General features: G+C 71.7%; 17 protein-coding genes and 1 pseudogene. 1 reads left to right on the top strand and 17 read right to left on the bottom strand.

From position 1 onward, the window contains the following. The 15 genes and pseudogenes from HF577_RS32100 to HF577_RS32030 all read right to left on the bottom strand — a co-directional run. Window positions 1-190, bottom strand: a pseudogene (locus HF577_RS32100) (PPE domain-containing protein); the annotation flags it as partial. Then, window positions 187-366, bottom strand: a complete 180-nt coding sequence (locus tag HF577_RS32095) for a hypothetical protein (RefSeq protein WP_169399748.1) — start codon at window positions 364-366, stop codon at window positions 187-189. The pseudogene HF577_RS32100 and the gene HF577_RS32095, both read right to left, overlap by 4 nt. Before the next feature lie 265 nt (window positions 367-631). Beyond that, window positions 632-1,207 carry a DUF3558 domain-containing protein gene (locus HF577_RS32090; protein WP_169399747.1) on the bottom strand — a complete coding sequence of 192 codons (576 nt, stop codon included), beginning with the start codon at window positions 1,205-1,207 and terminating at the stop codon, window positions 632-634. A 39-nt stretch (window positions 1,208-1,246) separates the two neighbouring features. Further along, complete coding sequence (locus tag HF577_RS32085; RefSeq protein ID WP_169399746.1) at window positions 1,247-1,387, bottom strand: hypothetical protein; 141 nt, start codon at window positions 1,385-1,387, stop codon at window positions 1,247-1,249. Between the two features lie 328 nt (window positions 1,388-1,715). Further along, window positions 1,716-2,285 (bottom strand): DUF3558 domain-containing protein, encoded by a 570-nt coding sequence (locus tag HF577_RS32080; RefSeq protein ID WP_169399745.1) that lies wholly within the window; start codon window positions 2,283-2,285, stop codon window positions 1,716-1,718. A 144-nt stretch (window positions 2,286-2,429) separates the two neighbouring features. Continuing rightward, the gene (locus tag HF577_RS32075) at window positions 2,430-3,338 is read right to left on the bottom strand and encodes an acyl-CoA thioesterase (RefSeq protein ID WP_169399744.1); all 909 of its coding nucleotides are present in this window, start codon (window positions 3,336-3,338) and stop codon (window positions 2,430-2,432) included. After that, a complete protein-coding gene (locus HF577_RS32070) occupies window positions 3,335-3,805 on the bottom strand; it encodes a GNAT family N-acetyltransferase (protein ID WP_246267702.1) in 471 nt (156 codons plus the stop codon). Before HF577_RS32070 ends, HF577_RS32075 begins: the two co-directional genes overlap by 4 nt. Window positions 3,806-3,867: 62 nt before the next feature. Beyond that, window positions 3,868-5,289 (bottom strand): pyruvate kinase, encoded by a 1,422-nt coding sequence (gene pyk / locus HF577_RS32065; RefSeq protein ID WP_169399743.1) that lies wholly within the window; start codon window positions 5,287-5,289, stop codon window positions 3,868-3,870. A gap of 63 nt (window positions 5,290-5,352) precedes the next feature. Then, window positions 5,353-5,988: a DUF2461 domain-containing protein gene (locus HF577_RS32060; protein WP_169399742.1), complete on the bottom strand. Its 636-nt coding sequence runs from the start codon at window positions 5,986-5,988 to the stop codon at window positions 5,353-5,355. Further along, window positions 5,985-6,938, bottom strand: coding sequence for a prolipoprotein diacylglyceryl transferase (gene lgt / locus HF577_RS32055; protein WP_246267701.1), 954 nt, complete (start codon window positions 6,936-6,938; stop codon window positions 5,985-5,987). Before lgt ends, HF577_RS32060 begins: the two co-directional genes overlap by 4 nt. A gap of 156 nt (window positions 6,939-7,094) precedes the next feature. Further along, window positions 7,095-7,907, bottom strand: coding sequence for a tryptophan synthase subunit alpha (trpA, locus tag HF577_RS32050; RefSeq protein ID WP_169399740.1), 813 nt, complete (start codon window positions 7,905-7,907; stop codon window positions 7,095-7,097). 73 nt (window positions 7,908-7,980) lie between these two features. After that, window positions 7,981-9,321 (bottom strand): tryptophan synthase subunit beta, encoded by a 1,341-nt coding sequence (gene trpB, locus HF577_RS32045; protein WP_169399749.1) that lies wholly within the window; start codon window positions 9,319-9,321, stop codon window positions 7,981-7,983. A gap of 89 nt (window positions 9,322-9,410) precedes the next feature. Further along, window positions 9,411-10,235: an indole-3-glycerol phosphate synthase TrpC gene (trpC, locus tag HF577_RS32040; protein WP_169399739.1), complete on the bottom strand. Its 825-nt coding sequence runs from the start codon at window positions 10,233-10,235 to the stop codon at window positions 9,411-9,413. 43 nt (window positions 10,236-10,278) lie between these two features. After that, window positions 10,279-10,866, bottom strand: a complete 588-nt coding sequence (locus tag HF577_RS32035; protein WP_169399738.1) for a Trp biosynthesis-associated membrane protein — start codon at window positions 10,864-10,866, stop codon at window positions 10,279-10,281. Next, a complete protein-coding gene (locus HF577_RS32030) occupies window positions 10,863-12,476 on the bottom strand; it encodes an anthranilate synthase component I (protein WP_407692262.1) in 1,614 nt (537 codons plus the stop codon). The genes HF577_RS32035 and HF577_RS32030 overlap by 4 nt, the downstream gene beginning before the upstream one ends. An 81-nt stretch (window positions 12,477-12,557) precedes the next feature. On the opposite strand from HF577_RS32030, the gene HF577_RS32025 reads away from it, so the two are divergent. Beyond that, window positions 12,558-13,211: a TetR/AcrR family transcriptional regulator gene (locus tag HF577_RS32025; RefSeq protein WP_169399736.1), complete on the top strand. Its 654-nt coding sequence runs from the start codon at window positions 12,558-12,560 to the stop codon at window positions 13,209-13,211. Between the two features lie 28 nt (window positions 13,212-13,239). Here the strand turns inward: HF577_RS32025 and HF577_RS32020 are convergent, their stop codons facing one another. Both HF577_RS32020 and HF577_RS32015 read right to left on the bottom strand, forming a co-directional pair. After that, a complete protein-coding gene (locus HF577_RS32020; protein WP_169399735.1) occupies window positions 13,240-14,259 on the bottom strand; it encodes an amidohydrolase family protein in 1,020 nt (339 codons plus the stop codon). Between the two features lie 114 nt (window positions 14,260-14,373). Continuing rightward, on the bottom strand, window positions 14,374-15,033 hold the full coding sequence (locus tag HF577_RS32015) for a response regulator (protein ID WP_169399734.1): 660 nt from the start codon (window positions 15,031-15,033) through the stop codon (window positions 14,374-14,376). Window positions 15,034-15,063 lie beyond the last annotated feature (30 nt).

Here is a 15,063-nt window from a genome sequence, read left to right as displayed (position 1 = left end):
TATAAGAGACAGCCCACCCACCCACCGACTGCGCCATCGCCACGGCGATCCGCTCGTCGATGCGCAGGATCAGGGCCTCGGTCGCCGCCCACGCCGCCTCGGCGCCTGCCGAGATCGACTGTCCGGGGCCCTGGTGCACCGCGGCGTAGATCTCCTCGTGGCTGTAGCCCTCCCACCGGATGTCGCTCACAGCCGACCCCACAGAGCCGCGTTCTCGCCCTCGGTGCGGCGGTAGTGGTCCTCCAGGACCTGGAGGTTGTCGCGCACCTTCAGAAGTTCGGCCTCGTAGGCCCGGAGCGCGGCGTACGGGCCTTCTGGAGCATCCATGACGTTCGCCTGGTAGTAGGTGGCGACAGTTGCACTCACCGGATCTCCGAGCCACGGCTGAGGGATGAGGCCGTCAATGCCCAGGCGCACCAACTGCGGAGTCAGCTCGGCGAGCGCCTCGTCGAACGCCGCTCGCACAGCCGGGAGCATGTGCGGCTCCAACCGAAGCGTGACAGGAGGGTGACTGCCGGGCATCGAACACTCCTCACCTTGCACGCGGATACCCGCACGTTAAGCCGTACCGAGGCTCAGAGAAGAGCAATCCGGACAGATCTTGTGCGATCGTGAACGAAGAGCCTGAACGTCAGCGTGAGGCAATGAGCGTGCCCATAGCGATCTCAGCCACTTGCTCCGCGTCGCGGCAGAGCTGGTCCCGGGAGATTGGCGGGTTTCGCCCTCCGTCGCGGAACTGCACATCGAGCAGCTGACCGGGCGCAACATCCACGATCACACTGCAGTAGCCGGTGAATCGGGTTGGCAATGCCACCACGGCAGGGAAGCCTCGCACCTGAACCGGTCGCACCTCTGCCGCTAGGTCACCTGAGGTGTACAGCTCCATACCCGCGGAAGTCACCACGCTGATTCCGACAGCGACCGCCCGCGGCTGGAAGCCCCGGATGGCGCACAGCGGCACGTCAGCGCCGCCATAGAGCGCTACGGGCGCCGCGTCGAACACAGGTCGACCGTCCAGCCCCAGTTCAGCACGCTGCTCCGCCGTCAGCAGCGAACACGGGTCGACCCCATCGATGCGCACCTCATGGGGACGCGGGGGAATCCCGCTCCTTGCCTGGTCCGGAGGCGACGCCTCGCCGCCCGCCGCCGAACACCCCGCAACAAGCACAGCCACCACCAGCAGCAGTAACCTCCACACTTGTCGCACGGGAGGACCGTAGCGGCTCGATGACCTTGAGGGCCTCCCCTACGCCCGGCCCCACAAGGCGGCGTTCTCGCCCTCGGTGCGGCGGTAGTGGTCCTCCAGGACCTGGAGGTTGTCGCGCACCTTCAGAAGTTCGGCCTCGTAGGCCCGGAGCGCGGCGTACGGGCCGTCGGACGCGAACATGACCCGCTCGTTGTAGTAGTCAACAACCGACGCACTGACCGGATCACCAAGCCATGGCTCGGGGATGACGCCATCCCGGCGTAGGAATATCAGTTGATGCGCTAGGTCGGCGAGCGCTTCTTCGAACGCCGCACGCATTACCGGGATCGCATGTGGTTCCAGCTGAAGCGTGACAGGCGGAAAGGTGCCAGGCACTCAACGCTCCTCTGTTCACCGGGACAGCTCGTCGGCGACCCTAGGCACCCGCACCACGCGGGTGTGAGCGATCCGGACAGATCGTGTGCATTTGTGAACATCCTGGACGGAGCGAGCAGGATGGGCGAGCTGCTCAGCGGGAGGCCAGCAACGTCACCATGACCGCGTCGGCCACCGACTGTGCACCCTGACAGAGTTGAGATTGCGGAATCGGTGGCTGACGCCCGCCGTCGCCGAACTGGATATCGAGCAACTGACCGGGCGAGACATCGATGATCACGGTGCACCAGTCGGGGGAACGGGTGGGTACTGCGACCACCGCTGGAAAGCGTTGCACCGAGGCCTGGCTGATCTCGGCGGCCAAGGTGCCTGAGGTGAACAGCTCTATGCCTGCTGTCGTCACGATGCTCACCCCGACAGCAACGGCGCGCGGTTCAAATCCGCGCACCACGCACGCCGGAACGTCGGCACCTGGGTACAAGTCTGAGGGCGCCAGGTCGAATCCCGGCTGCCCGTCCAGCCCCAACTCAGCCCGCTGCTGAGCCGTCAGCAGTGAACACGGGTCGACCCCGTCCACCCGCACCTCGCGCGGGCGCGGGGGAAGCTCGATCTTGTCCGGATCCGGGGGTGGTGGGGTGTCGGCCGAACACCCGCCGGCAAGCATTGCCGCCGCCACGAGCAGCGCCCCCCACACCCGTCGCACGGCACGACCGTAGCGGCTCGATGACCTTCAGAGATCACTTTCACCGCATCCCGCTCGCTCGATCGCGACGTGGACACATATCGCGCTCGGAAGTCGCTCTTGATCAGCGTTATGTGTCCATGTCGCGGACCCACCCCCGGCCGCTCACTTCGCGCGCAGCCGCAGCAGGCCTTCCTGCACCGTGGTGGCGACGAGCTGGCCGTCCCGGGTGGTGAAGCGACCGGTGGCGAGACCCCGTGATCCGGACGCCGTGGGCGAGTAGCAGGTGTAGAGCAGCCACTCGTCGGCGCGGAAGGGGCGGTGGAACCACATGGCGTGGTCCAGGCTGGCCATCTGCACCGTCTTGGAGGAGAGGTCGTGGCGGGCCAGTACCGAGCCGAGGAGGGTCATGTCGCTGGCGTAGGTCAGCAGGCAGACGTGCAGCAGCCGGTCGTCGGGGAGGTCGCCGTCGGCCCGCATCCACACGCGCACCGGTTCGTCCGATGGGCCCTTCCGGCTCGGGGACCACACCGGCTCGTCGACGAACCGCATGTCGATGGGCCGGGGTACGCGCGCGAGCCATCCCGGGTCGCCGCCCGCGGCGATGCGGGCCGCGATGTCGGGCAGGCTCTCCGGGTCCGGGACGTCGGACGGGGCGGGGTCGCTGTGTTCCAGACCCTCCTGCAGCAGCTGGAACGAGGCCGACAGGGAGAAGATCGCTTCCCCGTGCTGGATCGCGAGGACGCGGCGGGTGGTGAACGAGCGGCCGTCCCGCACGCGCTCGGCCTCGTAGACGATCGGGACCCGTGGGTCGCCCGGCCGGATGAAGTAAGCCTGCAGCGAGTGGACCGAGCGGTCCGCGGGCACCGTCCGCCCGGCCGCCACGAGGGCCTGCCCGGCCACCTGGCCGCCGAACACGCGGGTGGGGCTGTGCGGGGGGCTCACGCCGCGGAAGAGGTTGACCTCCAGCTGTTCGAGGTCGAGCAGGGTGACCAACCTGTCCAGCGCGTCCTGACCGCGGGTGGCGCCGTCCTCGGCAGTCTCGGCGGCGGGGGGCGTGGAGGGTCGGGTCACCCAGGCATCTTCTCAGCCGGAGGTGCCGCGTGGTCGAGCGGCGCCGTCCCGGTCAGGGCGAGGATCCAGTTCTCCTCGCCGATCTCCGGGTTGCTCGGCAGCGGCTGGCGGACGCCGGTGGGCACGAACCCGGCGCGGGCGTACACCCTGGCCGCTGCCTCGTTGCCGTCGGCCACCCACAGCTCCAGCTCGCGGGCTCCGGCGTCGACGGCCCAGTCCCGGACGGCGTCGACGAGCCGGGCAGCGACGCCCAGGCCGCGGTGGGACGGCCGCACCCACATGGAGATCAGGTGCCGCCGGTCCGGCACCTCGTCGGGCCACGTGGTGCCGGCGGCGAGACCGGCGGGCTCATCGTCGCTGTAGGCGACGAACCAGGCGATCCGGCGGAGCCGCTCGCGCCACTCCTCGGGCGGGGTGTCGCGCTCCCGATCGAGGGTGGACGCGAAGGCGTACGGGGCCTCGGCCAGCGCGGCCAGTCGCAGCTCGCGGAGCTGTTCCCACTGGTCGGGGCCGAGGCGGCGAACCCCGATCAGGCGTGGTCCTCCTCGCCCAGGCGGTGCACCCGGATGAGGTTGGTGGAGCCGACGGTGTTGGGCGGCGAACCGGCCACGATGACCACGAGGTCACCGGGGTGGAACCGCTCGATCGAGAGCATCGCGTGGTCGACCTGGCGGACCATCGCGTCGGTGGAGTCGACGGAGTCGACGAGGAAGGTCTCGACGCCCCAGCTCATCGCGAGCTGGCTGCGGACCGAGGGCGTGGGGGTGAACGCGAGCAGCGGCAGCCTGGTGTGCAGGCGGGCAAGGCGGCGCACGGTGTCGCCGGACTGCGTGAAGGCCACCAGCGCGCGGGCCGACAGCCGCTCCCCGATGTCACGGGCGGCGTAGGACAGCACGCCCCGCTTGGTGCGCGGCACGTGGTTGAGCGGCGGGACGTTGACCGGCCCGTCCTCGACCGCCTCGACGATCTGGGCCATCGTGCGCACCGACTTGATCGGGTAGCGCCCGACGCTGGTCTCCCCGGAGAGCATCACGCAGTCGGCGCCGTCGAGCACCGCGTTGGCGACGTCGGACGCCTCCGCGCGGGTCGGGCGCGAGTTCGTGATCATCGACTCGAGCATCTGGGTGGCGACGATCACCGGCTTGGCGTTCTCGCGGGCGATCTGGATGGCGCGCTTCTGGACCAGCGGCACATGCTCCAGCGGCAGCTCGACCCCGAGGTCGCCACGGGCGACCATCACGGAGTCGAAGGCGAGCACGATGGCCTCGAGGTTGTCGACGGCCTCCGGCTTCTCCAGCTTCGCCATGATCGGCAACCGCATCCCGCGGCTGTCCATGATCTTGTGGGCCATGTCGATGTCGGCGGGGCTGCGCACGAACGACAGGGCGATCGAGTCGACGCCCAGGTCGAGCGCGAACTCGAGGTCGGAGCAGTCCTTGTCGGTCAGCGCAGGCACGGACACGTTCATGCCCGGCAGGGAGATTCCCTTGTTGTCGCTGACCGGGCCGCCCTCGGTGACGCGGCAGACCACGTCGAGACCGTCCACCCCGGTGACCCGCAGGCCGACCTTGCCGTCGTCGACGAGCAGGCGGTCCTCGGGCCGGGCGTCGGTGGCCAGGCCCTTGTAGGTGGTGGAGACGCGGTCGTGGGTGCCGGCGACATCCTCGACGGTGATCCGCACCTCCTCGCCCGTGCGCCACTCGACGGGGCCGGTGGCGAAACGCCCGAGGCGGATCTTGGGGCCCTGCAGGTCGCCCAGGATGCCGACCGCACGCCCTTCGGCGTCGGCGGCCTCCCGCACCATCTCGTAGACCCGCTTGTGGTCATCCCGGTTGCCATGGCTGAAGTTCAACCGGGCGACGTCCATGCCGGCCTCTACGAGCTCGCGTATCCGGTCCGGCGTCGCGGTCGCGGGACCGATGGTGCAGACAATCTTGGTGCGACGGCTCACAAGAGGCAGTCTAGCGCGGGTTCTGGAACGATCAGGAAGCGCGGGGAAGAACAGCCGGGGGTGTCAGCGCCGGGGCAGGTCGCTGGATCCGACGTGATCGGCCAGCCATTCACTGAGCGGACGCAGCGCCCGCCACGCCGTGACCACGCGTTCCACGGCGCCCGCCTCGTGCAGCACGTCGTCGGGCGGCCAGCTGCGGTGGCCGTAGAGGGCCTTGTGGCGCAGCAGGTCGATCCGCGGGTGATCCGGGTCGAAGCCCCGCGGGCGGGTCTTGAGCTTCTCCCCCGCCACCGTCACCCCGTCGGCGCGCAACACCTCGAGCAGCTTCTCCAGCTGGGTGCCGCGCCGCTCGTCGTCGACGGCCGTGCGGAAGCGCGTCACCTGGTCGGACGCCATCCGGTAGTAGCCGCCCGCCGCCATCAGCCCGTCGGCGCCGATCTGCACGTAGAACGGTCCCGCTGTGGCGCCGCAGTGGGTCTTGTACGGCGTCTTGTCGGCGGCGAACCGGACGTCGCGGTACGGCCGGAAGATCTTCCCCGGCCCGAACTCCGGTTCCAGCTCGGCGAGCAGGGCCTGCATCGGGGCCCGCACGTCGTTCTCGTAGACCTCGCGATTGTCGCTCCAGTAGGCCTTCGAGTTGTCCACGATGAGCCCGTCGTAGAACTCGACGGCGCCCTCGCCGAACCCGGTGAACGTCACGGCGAACGCTCGCCCGGTTCGGCCACCACCCGATCCCGGTCGGCGGTTTCGGCCTCCGGCGCGGACGCGTCGGCGGCAGGCGGATCCGCGGCATCGTCGCCGGGCGTGTCGTCGTCGACCGGGCCGTCCGGCGTGTCGTCCGCGGGGACGGGGTACACCTCGCGCGGCTTGCGGACGAGCACGAGGTAGAGCACCGCGCCGATGAACACGACCCCGGCGACGACCACGTTGATGCGGACGTCACCGAAGACCCGCGTGGCGTGGTCGGTGCGGGCCATCTCGATGAAGAAGCGGCCGAGGGTGTAGCCGGCGACGTAGAGCGCGAACGCCCGGCCGTGGCCGAGCCGGAAGCGCCGGTCGGCCCAGACCACGACCGCGGCGACGACCAGGTTCCACAGGAGCTCGTAGAGGAACGTCGGGTGCACGATCTCGATCGGCGTGTGGTCCAGCGCGACGCCGCCCAGGCTGTCCGGGAGTCCGGTCGAGGGATCCACCCGGCGGTAGATCTCCAGGCCCCACGGCAGGGTGGTGGGGCCGCCGTAGAGCTCCTGGTTGAAGTAGTTCCCCACGCGGCCGATGGCCTGCGCGACCACGATGCCGGGCGCCACGGCGTCGGCGAAGAACGGCAGCGGCACCCCGCGACGGCGGCAGCCGATCCAGGCCCCGACCGCACCGAGCGCGACGGCCCCCCAGATCCCGAGGCCGCCCTGCCAGATCTTCAGGGCACCGACCGGGTCGCCGCCCGGGCCGAAGTACGTGTACCAGTCGGTGGCCACGTGGTAGAGCCGCCCGCCCACCAGCCCGAACGGCACGGCGAACACCGCGACGTCCGTGACCGTGCCCGGTTCCCCGCCGCGGGCGACGAAGCGCCGGTCACCCCACATCACCGCGACGATGATCCCGGCGATGATGCAGAGCGCGTAGGCCCGGATCGGGATCGGACCCAGCATCCAGACCCCGCGATCCGGGCTCGGGATGAAGGCCAGCACGGCGGTCGCCACGGCAGAACTCACCACGCCACGGTATCGCCACTAGTCAGACGGTCGGGGAGGCGCCCGCCACCGTGTCCCGGCCGCCGTCGGACGAGCGGCGCGGAGCGGGCGATGTCAGGCCGGAGCGGGCGCCGCCGACGGCACGTCTGCGCGCCGGACACCCTCGGCCAGCTCGGCCGCCAGGGCGCGGACCCCCGAGGCACCACCGCGTTCGTTCGCCGTGACGAACGCCGAGCCCACGATCACGCCGTCGGCGAAGGAGGCGACCTCGGCGGCCTGGTCGGCCGACCGCACGCCGAGCCCGACGCCGATCGGCAGCGAGGTGTGGGCCCGGCAGCGGGCCACGAGCTTCGGGGCGACGGAGGCGACCGTGTCGCGCGCGCCCGTCACGCCCATCGTCGAGGTGGCGTAGAGGAAGCCGCTGCCCGCCGCCGCGGTGGAGGCGATGCGTTCCTCCCCCGAGGAGGGTGCGACGAGGAAGATCCGGTCCAGGCCGTGCGTGGCGGAGGCGGCCAGCCACTCGTCGGCCTCGTCGGGGATGAGGTCCGGGGTGATCATCCCCAGGCCCCCGGCCGCGGCGAGGTCCCGCGCGAACGCGTCGACGCCGTAGCGGAGCACCGGGTTGTAGTAGGTCATGATCACGGCGCGGCCACCGGCGGCGCTCACCCGCTCGACCACCGACAGCACGTCGTGCAGCTTGGTGCCGGCCCGCAGTGCGGTCTCGGCGGCCGCCTGGATCGTGGGGCCGTCCATCACGGGGTCGGAGTACGGGATGCCGATCTCCAGCAGGTCGCAGCCGCCGTCGACCATCGCACGGAGCAGATCCACCGAGCCGTCGACCGTCGGGTAGCCGGCCGGGAGGTAGCCGACGAGCGTGCCGCGACCCTGGGCCCGGCACTCACGGAAGATCTCCTCGACGCGACTCATCGCTCGCCCTCGCTGCGCTCGGCCGGCGCTTCGCGCAGACGCTGTGACATTGACTCGCTCGCAAGCTCGCTCATCAGCGCTGCACGCCCTCTGCGTCCGTGGTGACCGTGGACTCCCCGCTGGGCCGCTCCTCCGGTGCGGCGGCCCCGGGTTCGGTGAGCGAGGCCTCAGCGATGGCCGTGCCGCTCGCGTCCTCAGCGCTCTCGTCGCCCGAGATCATGCCGAACCACTTCGCCGCGGTGTCGACGTCCTTGTCGCCGCGTCCGGACAGGTTGATGACGATGACGGCGTCAGGGCCCATCTCGCGGCCCAGTTGCAGGGCACCGGCCACGGCGTGCGCCGACTCGATGGCGGGGATGATCCCCTCGGTGCGCGACAGCAGCGCGAACGCGTCCATCGCCTCCGCGTCGGTGATCGGGCGGTACTCCGCGCGGCCGAGGTCCTTCAGCAGCGCGTGCTCCGGGCCCACTCCGGGGTAGTCGAGCCCCGCGGAGATCGAGTGCGACTCGGCCGTCTGCCCGTCCTCGTCCTGCAGCAGGTAGGACATGGCGCCGTGCAGCGCACCCGGCGAGCCGGCGGTGAGCGTGGCGCCGTGGCGGCCGGTCTCCACGCCGTCGCCGCCGGGCTCGAAGCCGACGAGCCGCACATCCGGGTCGTCGAGGAACGCGTGGAAGATGCCGATCGCGTTGGACCCGCCACCCACACACGCGACCACCGCGTCGGGGAGGCGGCCGGTGCGGTCCAGCACCTGCTCGCGCGCCTCCAGGCCGATGATGCGGTGGAAGTCGCGCACGATCGTGGGGAACGGGTGCGGGCCCGCGGCGGTGCCGAGCAGGTAATGCGTGTGGTCGACGTTGGTGACCCAGTCGCGCAGGGCCTCGTTGATCGCGTCCTTCAAGGTGCGGGAGCCGGTCTTCACCGGCACCACCTGCGCCCCGAGCAGCCGCATCCGCGCGACGTTGAGGGCCTGGCGCTCGGTGTCGACCTCACCCATGTAGACGACGCACTCCAGGCCGAGCAGTGCGCAGGCGGTGGCCGTGGCGACGCCGTGCTGCCCCGCGCCGGTCTCGGCGATGACGCGCCTCTTGCCCATCCGCTGGGTGAGCAGCGCCTGACCCAGCACATTGTTGATCTTGTGGGACCCGGTGTGGTTGAGGTCCTCGCGCTTGAGCAGGATGCGGGCCCCGCCGGCGTGCTTGCTGAGCTTCGGCACGTCCGTGAGCGGGGACGGGCGCCCCGAGTACTCCCGGTGGAGCCGGTCGAGCTCGTCGAGGAACTCCCGGTCGCCGCGGGCCTTGTCGTACGCCGCGGCCAGTTCGTCGAGAGCCGCGATGAGCGCCTCCGGGACGTACCGGCCGCCGTAGCGCCCGAAGTGGCCGCGCTCGTCCGGCTCGTGGCCCGACGGCGTGGAGATGCCGTCGCTGGCCTTGCTGGTGGTCCCGGAACCGCTGGTCGTCAACACAACATCCTTGCTACTGCATCCTTGCTACGGCGTCATCCCTGTTACCGCACCATCCTGGAGCAGGACGGATGAAAACCTGCCGCCACCAGGCTACGCACCGCACCACCGGGATCGCCGCTGGTGACCAGGCCCTCACCGACGAGCACCGCGTCGGCCCCCCAGCCGGCGTAGGTGAGCAGGTCCCCGGGCCCCCGGACCCCCGACTCCGCCACCCGCAGCACGTCGCTGGGCAGCCCGGGCGCGATCTGCCCGAAGATCGACCGGTTGACCTCGAGCGTGTGCAGGTTGCGCGCGTTCACCCCGATGACCTTGGCGCCCGCCTCCAGCGCGCGGTCGGCCTCCTCCTCGGTGTGCACCTCAACGAGGGCCGTCATGCCGAGGGACTCGACGCGGTCCAGCAGGGAGTCGAGCGCGTTCTGCTCCAGCGCCGCGACGATCAGCAGCACCAGGTCGGCACCGAAGGCCCTGGCCTCGTGCACCTGGTACGGGCTCACGACGAAGTCCTTGCGCAGCACCGGGACGTCCACCGCGGCCCGGACGGCGGCCAGGTCGGCCAGCGAACCGCCGAACCGCCGCTGCTCGGTGAGGACACTGATCACCCGCGCGCCGCCACCCGCATAGGCCGCCGCCAGGTCGGCCGGATCGGCGATGTCGGCCAGCTCGCCCCGTGACGGGCTGCGGCGCTTGACCTCGGCGATCACCCCGATACCCGGCGCCCGCAGCGCCGCCATCACGTCGCGGGGCGGTGCCGCCGCCGCCGCTCGACGCTTGATCTCGGCGAAGTCGACCTCCGCCTCACGTACCGCAAGATCCGCCCTGACACCGTCCACGATGGAATCGAGGACGCTCGCTCCGCCGTGCTCCATGGCGTTGGTCCCCCTCTCCGGATAGGGCCGGGCGCGAATCATGCTAGCCAGGCCCGGTGCGACCCCCGACGTCAGGATCGTCCCCCCTGCTCCCGGGCACGTCGGCGGTGGGGTCGGTCCCGGCGTCCAGCGCCTGCCAGGCGGCCCGGTCGGGGTCCATCTCCACCCGCCGCGCACCGGGTGCCGCGTACCGCGCGCCGAGCCTCGGCAGCCTCGGCTCCCGCAGCAGCACGAACACGCTCACCGCGAGCAGCACAGCGGCACCGGCCACGGCGAGCAACGGGGCCGCCGTCCTCGTGGCGGCACCGGCCGCCCCGGGCGGGTCGAGCGCCGCCTGCACCACGACGACCCCGACCACGGCCCCCACCAGCACGAGCAGTGCCGCGACGACCCGGCGTAGCGGCCCGGCGGTGGCCACCAGCGCCGCCACCGCGGCCAACGCCAGCAGGGCGAACCCGGTGAGCGACGGCGCGACGTCCGCTCCGGTGGAATCGGTGGCAGGGCGCCCCGGCGGTCCGGCGATGCGGAACCAGGTGGTGGCGGAGGCACCCCAGAGCAGGGCCGCGGACCCCGCGAGGCCCACGCACACCGCGAGCAGCGCGCGCGGGTCCCGCGCGGGGACCTGGGTCACCGTCTCCGGTCCTGCCCGGCCGGTCCGCCGCCGATGCCCGGCTCCGCCCTGCCGATCTGCGGTTGCGCGATCGTGGCCGCGGTCGCGACCGCCGACAGCACCGCCCGCGCCTTGTTCAGGCTCTCCGTGTCCTCGGGCGCCGGCTCGGAGTCGGCGACGATCCCGCCACCGGCCTGCACGTAGGCGATCCCGTCGCGCACCATCGCCGTGCGGATCGCGATGGCGGTGTCGGCGTCGCCCGCGAAGTCGAAGTAGCCGACGATCCCGCCGTAGAGCCCACGCCTGGTCGGCTCCAGCTCCTCGATGATCTGCAACGCCCGCGGCTTCGGGGCGCCCGACAGGGTGCCGGCCGGGAAGCACGCCAGCACGGCGTCGAACGCGATGCACTCGCTGCGCAGCGTGCCGGTGATCGTCGAGACCAGGTGCATGACGTGGCTGTAGCGCTCCACCGAGAAGAAGCTGTGGACCTTCACCGTGCCGGGTGCGCACACCTTGCCGAGGTCGTTGCGGCCGAGGTCGACCAGCATCACGTGCTCGGCGCGCTCCTTCTCGTCGTGGCGCAGCTCCTTCTCCAGGAGCAGGTCCTCCTCCTCGGTGTCGCCGCGCCACCGGGTGCCCGCGATGGGATGGGTGGTCGCCTTCCCGTCCCGGACCGTGACCAGGGCCTCCGGGCTGGACCCGACGATGTCGAAGCGACGGGCCGGCCGGTCGGGCGTGCCGGCGGACTCCAGCCGCAGCAGATACATGTACGGGCTGGGGTTCGTGGCCCGCAGCACGCGGTAGACGTCGAGCGAGTCGGCCGGGCAGTCCGCCTCGAACCGCTGCGAGATGACCACCTGGAACGCCTCGCCGTCGCGGATCTGCTCCTTCACCGTCTCCACGTCGGCCTGGTACTCCGACGAGGAACGCCGCCGGGTGAACTCGGGCTTGGTGGCGCGCTGGTAGACGGCCACGGTGGACGGCGCGGGAGCGGCGAGTTCCGCGGTCATCCGGTCGAGCCGCGCGACCGCGTCGTCGTAGGCCTCGTCGACCCGCTCGTCGGTGGCGTCCCAGTTGATCGCATTGGCGATCAGGGTGACCGTGCCCTCGTGGTGGTCGACCGCTGCCAGGTCGGTGGCCAGCAGCATCACCAGCTCGGGCAGCTGCAGGTCGTCGGTGGTGAGCTCGGGCAGGCGCTCGAGGCGCCGCACCACGTCGTAGCCGAGGTAGCCGACCATGCCGCCGGTCAGCGGCGGCAGCCCGGGGAGCGGCTCGCTGCGCAGCTCCTCGACCACGGTGCGCAGGGCGGCGAGCGGGTCTCCCGAGGTGGGCAGCCCGGCCGGTACCTCGCCCGTCCACACCAGCTCCCCGTCCACGGCCGTGAGGGCCGCGGCACTGCGCGCTCCGACGAACGACCACCGTGACCAGGAGCGGCCGTTCTCCGCGGACTCGAGGATGAACGTGCCAGGACGGTCGCCCGCCAGCTTGCGGTAGACCCCGACGGGGGTCTCGTCGTCGGCGAGCAGCCTCCGGGTGACCGGGATGACCCGGTGCCCGACGGCCAACGCACGGAACTCTTCGCGGCTGGGGGTGACCGCACCCAGAGCGGGCGCAGGCGCGGTGACGGTCATGGAGACCATTGTGACAACCGGCGGCGCGCCGGGCACGAGAGCCGCACCACCGGCGGGCCGCGACCGGGGGAGGATGGGTCCGTGGCAGCCACAGCCGACGACCCCGGCCCGTCCCGCGCGGGCACGGGCACCGCGCAGGGCGACCCGGCCCCGCGCCGCCGCGGCCGCAGGCCGGGTGGCGCCGACACCCGCGCCCAGCTGCTCGCCGCCGCCAGGGTCGAGTTCGCCGAACGCGGTTACGACGGCGCCACGGTGCGGGTGATCGCCGAGCGGGCCGGGGTGGACCCGGCCATGGTCAACCACTGGTTCGGTGGCAAGGAGTCCCTGTTCACCGCGGTGCTGGACCTCCCTGTCGACCCCGGGGCGGTCCTCGCCGACGTGGTGCCCGGTGATCCCGAGCGCCTCGCCGAGCGGATCATCGGCCGGCTGCTGGAGGTCTGGGACGCCACGGGCGGGGCGCCGCTCGCCGCGGTGCTCCAGAGCGTGGCCGCCCACGACGCCGCGGCCCGCATGCTGCGCGAGTTCGTGAGCCGGGTGCTCGTGGCGAAGGTGGTGTCCGCGGTGGCGCCGGACCAGCGCGAGCTGCGGGCGGGCCTGTGCGGCTCCCAGGTCCTCGGTCTCGCGGTCGTGCGGTACGTGCTGAAGGTGGAGCCGCTCGCCTCCGCCGACCACGCCACGGTGATCGGCGCAGTGGCCCCGAACCTGCAGCGCTACCTCACGGGGCCGCTGCCGTAGCCGGGCTCGCGGCGCCTGCCGTGGGCCGTCACCGTCCCCTCGCCCTCAGCGCCTGGTCGAGTCGCGGGTAGACCCGGCGCACGTTGCGCTCGTAGACCTTCGCCCGGTCCTCGTCGGCCAGGCCGAGCGCGTCGACGTACCGGCGGGTGTCGTCGTAGTGGTGGCCGGTCCGCGGATCGATCCCGCGCACGGCCCCGACCATCTCCGAGCCGAACAGGATGTTGTCGACGTCGACCACGTCGAAGAGCAGGTCGATGCCGGGCTGGTGGTAGACGCACGTGTCGAAGAAGACGTTCGCCATGATGTGGTCGTCCGGCTCGGGCCGGCCGAGCATGTCGGCGAGCCCGCGGTAGCGGCCCCAGTGGTAGGGCACCGCTCCCCCGCCGTGCGGGATCACCAGCCGCAGCTGCGGGAGGTCGGCGAACAGGTCGCCCTGGAGCAGCTGCATGAACGCGGTGGTGTCGGCGTTGAGGTAGTGCGCCCCGGTCGCGTGGAAGTTCGGGTTGGTCGATGCCGAGACGTGCACCATCGCCGGTACGTCGAGCTCGATCATGGCCTCGTAGAAGGGGTACCAGCTCTTGTCCGTCAGGGGCGGTGCCGTCCAGTGGCCCCCGCTGGGGTCGGGGTTGAGGTTGCAGCCGACGAAGCCCAGTTCCAGCACGCAGCGCTTCAGCTCGTCGATCGCGTGCTCGATCGGCACCCCCGGCGACTGCGGCAGCTGACAGACGCCGATGAAGTGCTCCGGATACAGCGCGACGACCCGGTGGATCAGGTCGTTGCAGGCCCGCGACCAGGACGCGCTGACCTGCTCGTCACCGATGTGATGGCCCATGGCCGACGCGCGCGGGGAGAACACGGTCAGGTCGACCCCGCGGTCGGCCATCAGCCGGAGCTGGCTGCCCTCCACGGACTCGCGGATCTGGTCGTCGGAGATCTCCGGGTAGCCGGGGGCCGGCGTGCCGGCCTCGAACCCGGCACGCTGCTCCTCACGCCAGGCCGTGTGCGCTGCCGGCACCGTGGTGTAGTGGCCGTGACAGTCGATGATCATTCCTCGACGCCCTTCTGGTCATGTCCGGAGAACCGGACCGGATCGCGCCCGACCCCGCGATCATCTGCGTCCGCGACCGGAACACGCCAGAGCGACGGCCTGCGAGGTCCACCGTCAGACGTCGACGGGCCGCCGCGGGTCGATGAACCCCGACTCGTAGGCCGCCACCACGGCCTGGGTCCGGTCCCGCGCCCCCAGCTTCGCCAGCAGGGCGCCCACCTGGGCCTGCACGGTCTCCACCCCGACCGTCAGCTCCCTGGCGATCTCGGCGTTCGACAGCCCGCGGGCCATCCAGCGCAGCACCTCGCCCTCCCGCTCCGTCAGCCCCACGCCGCGCAGCCCGTCCCCACCGGCGCGGCCGCGGGTGGCCACCAGGTCCCGCACGGCGGCGGGGAACAGCAGCGACTCACCGCGGGCGACGATGCGCACCGCCTGCACGATCTCGGCGGGCCGGGCCCGCTTGAGCAGGAACCCCGCGGCGCCCGCCTGCAGCGCGTCGTAGACGTCACCGTCGTTGCCGAACGTCGTGAGCACCAGCACCCGAGGCGGCTGCGGCAGGCTCGTGACCAGGTGCCGGGGGGCGGCGATGCCGTCGACGGCGAACATGCGCACGTCCACCAGCACCACGTCGGGAGCGAGGCCGCCCACCAGACCGGGCACCTCGGCACGGTCGGCCGCCTCGCCGACCACCGTGATGTCCGGCTCCGCGTCGAGGATCGCGCGGAGCCCGGCCCGCACGAGATCCTCGTCGTCCACCAGCAACAACCTGATCATGACGCCATCATCTCGGATCGCCCCCCGCCC

This window comes from Pseudonocardia xinjiangensis (genome assembly GCF_012911925.1).
GTDB classification, from domain to species: Bacteria; Actinomycetota; Actinomycetes; order Mycobacteriales; family Pseudonocardiaceae; genus Pseudonocardia; species Pseudonocardia xinjiangensis.
The sequence above is the reverse complement of the archived record's forward strand: the minus strand, read 5'-3'. Positions and strand labels throughout refer to the sequence as shown.

What these genes read in the sequence shown, in the direction of transcription:
- HF577_RS32085 (WP_169399746.1), bottom strand. Translation starts at nt 1,387, where the DNA reads ATGTTCGCGTCCGACGGCCCGTACGCCGCGCTCCGGGCCTACGAGGCC.
- lgt (WP_246267701.1), bottom strand. Translation starts at nt 6,938, where the DNA reads ATGCTGGGTCCGATCCCGATCCGGGCCTACGCGCTCTGCATCATCGCC.
- trpA (WP_169399740.1), bottom strand. Translation starts at nt 7,907, where the DNA reads ATGAGTCGCGTCGAGGAGATCTTCCGTGAGTGCCGGGCCCAGGGTCGC.
- trpC (WP_169399739.1), bottom strand. Translation starts at nt 10,235, where the DNA reads ATGGAGCACGGCGGAGCGAGCGTCCTCGATTCCATCGTGGACGGTGTC.
- HF577_RS32030 (WP_407692262.1), bottom strand. Translation starts at nt 12,476, where the DNA reads ATGACCGTCACCGCGCCTGCGCCCGCTCTGGGTGCGGTCACCCCCAGC.
- HF577_RS32020 (WP_169399735.1), bottom strand. Translation starts at nt 14,259, where the DNA reads ATGATCATCGACTGTCACGGCCACTACACCACGGTGCCGGCAGCGCAC.
- HF577_RS32015 (WP_169399734.1), bottom strand. Translation starts at nt 15,033, where the DNA reads ATGATCAGGTTGTTGCTGGTGGACGACGAGGATCTCGTGCGGGCCGGG.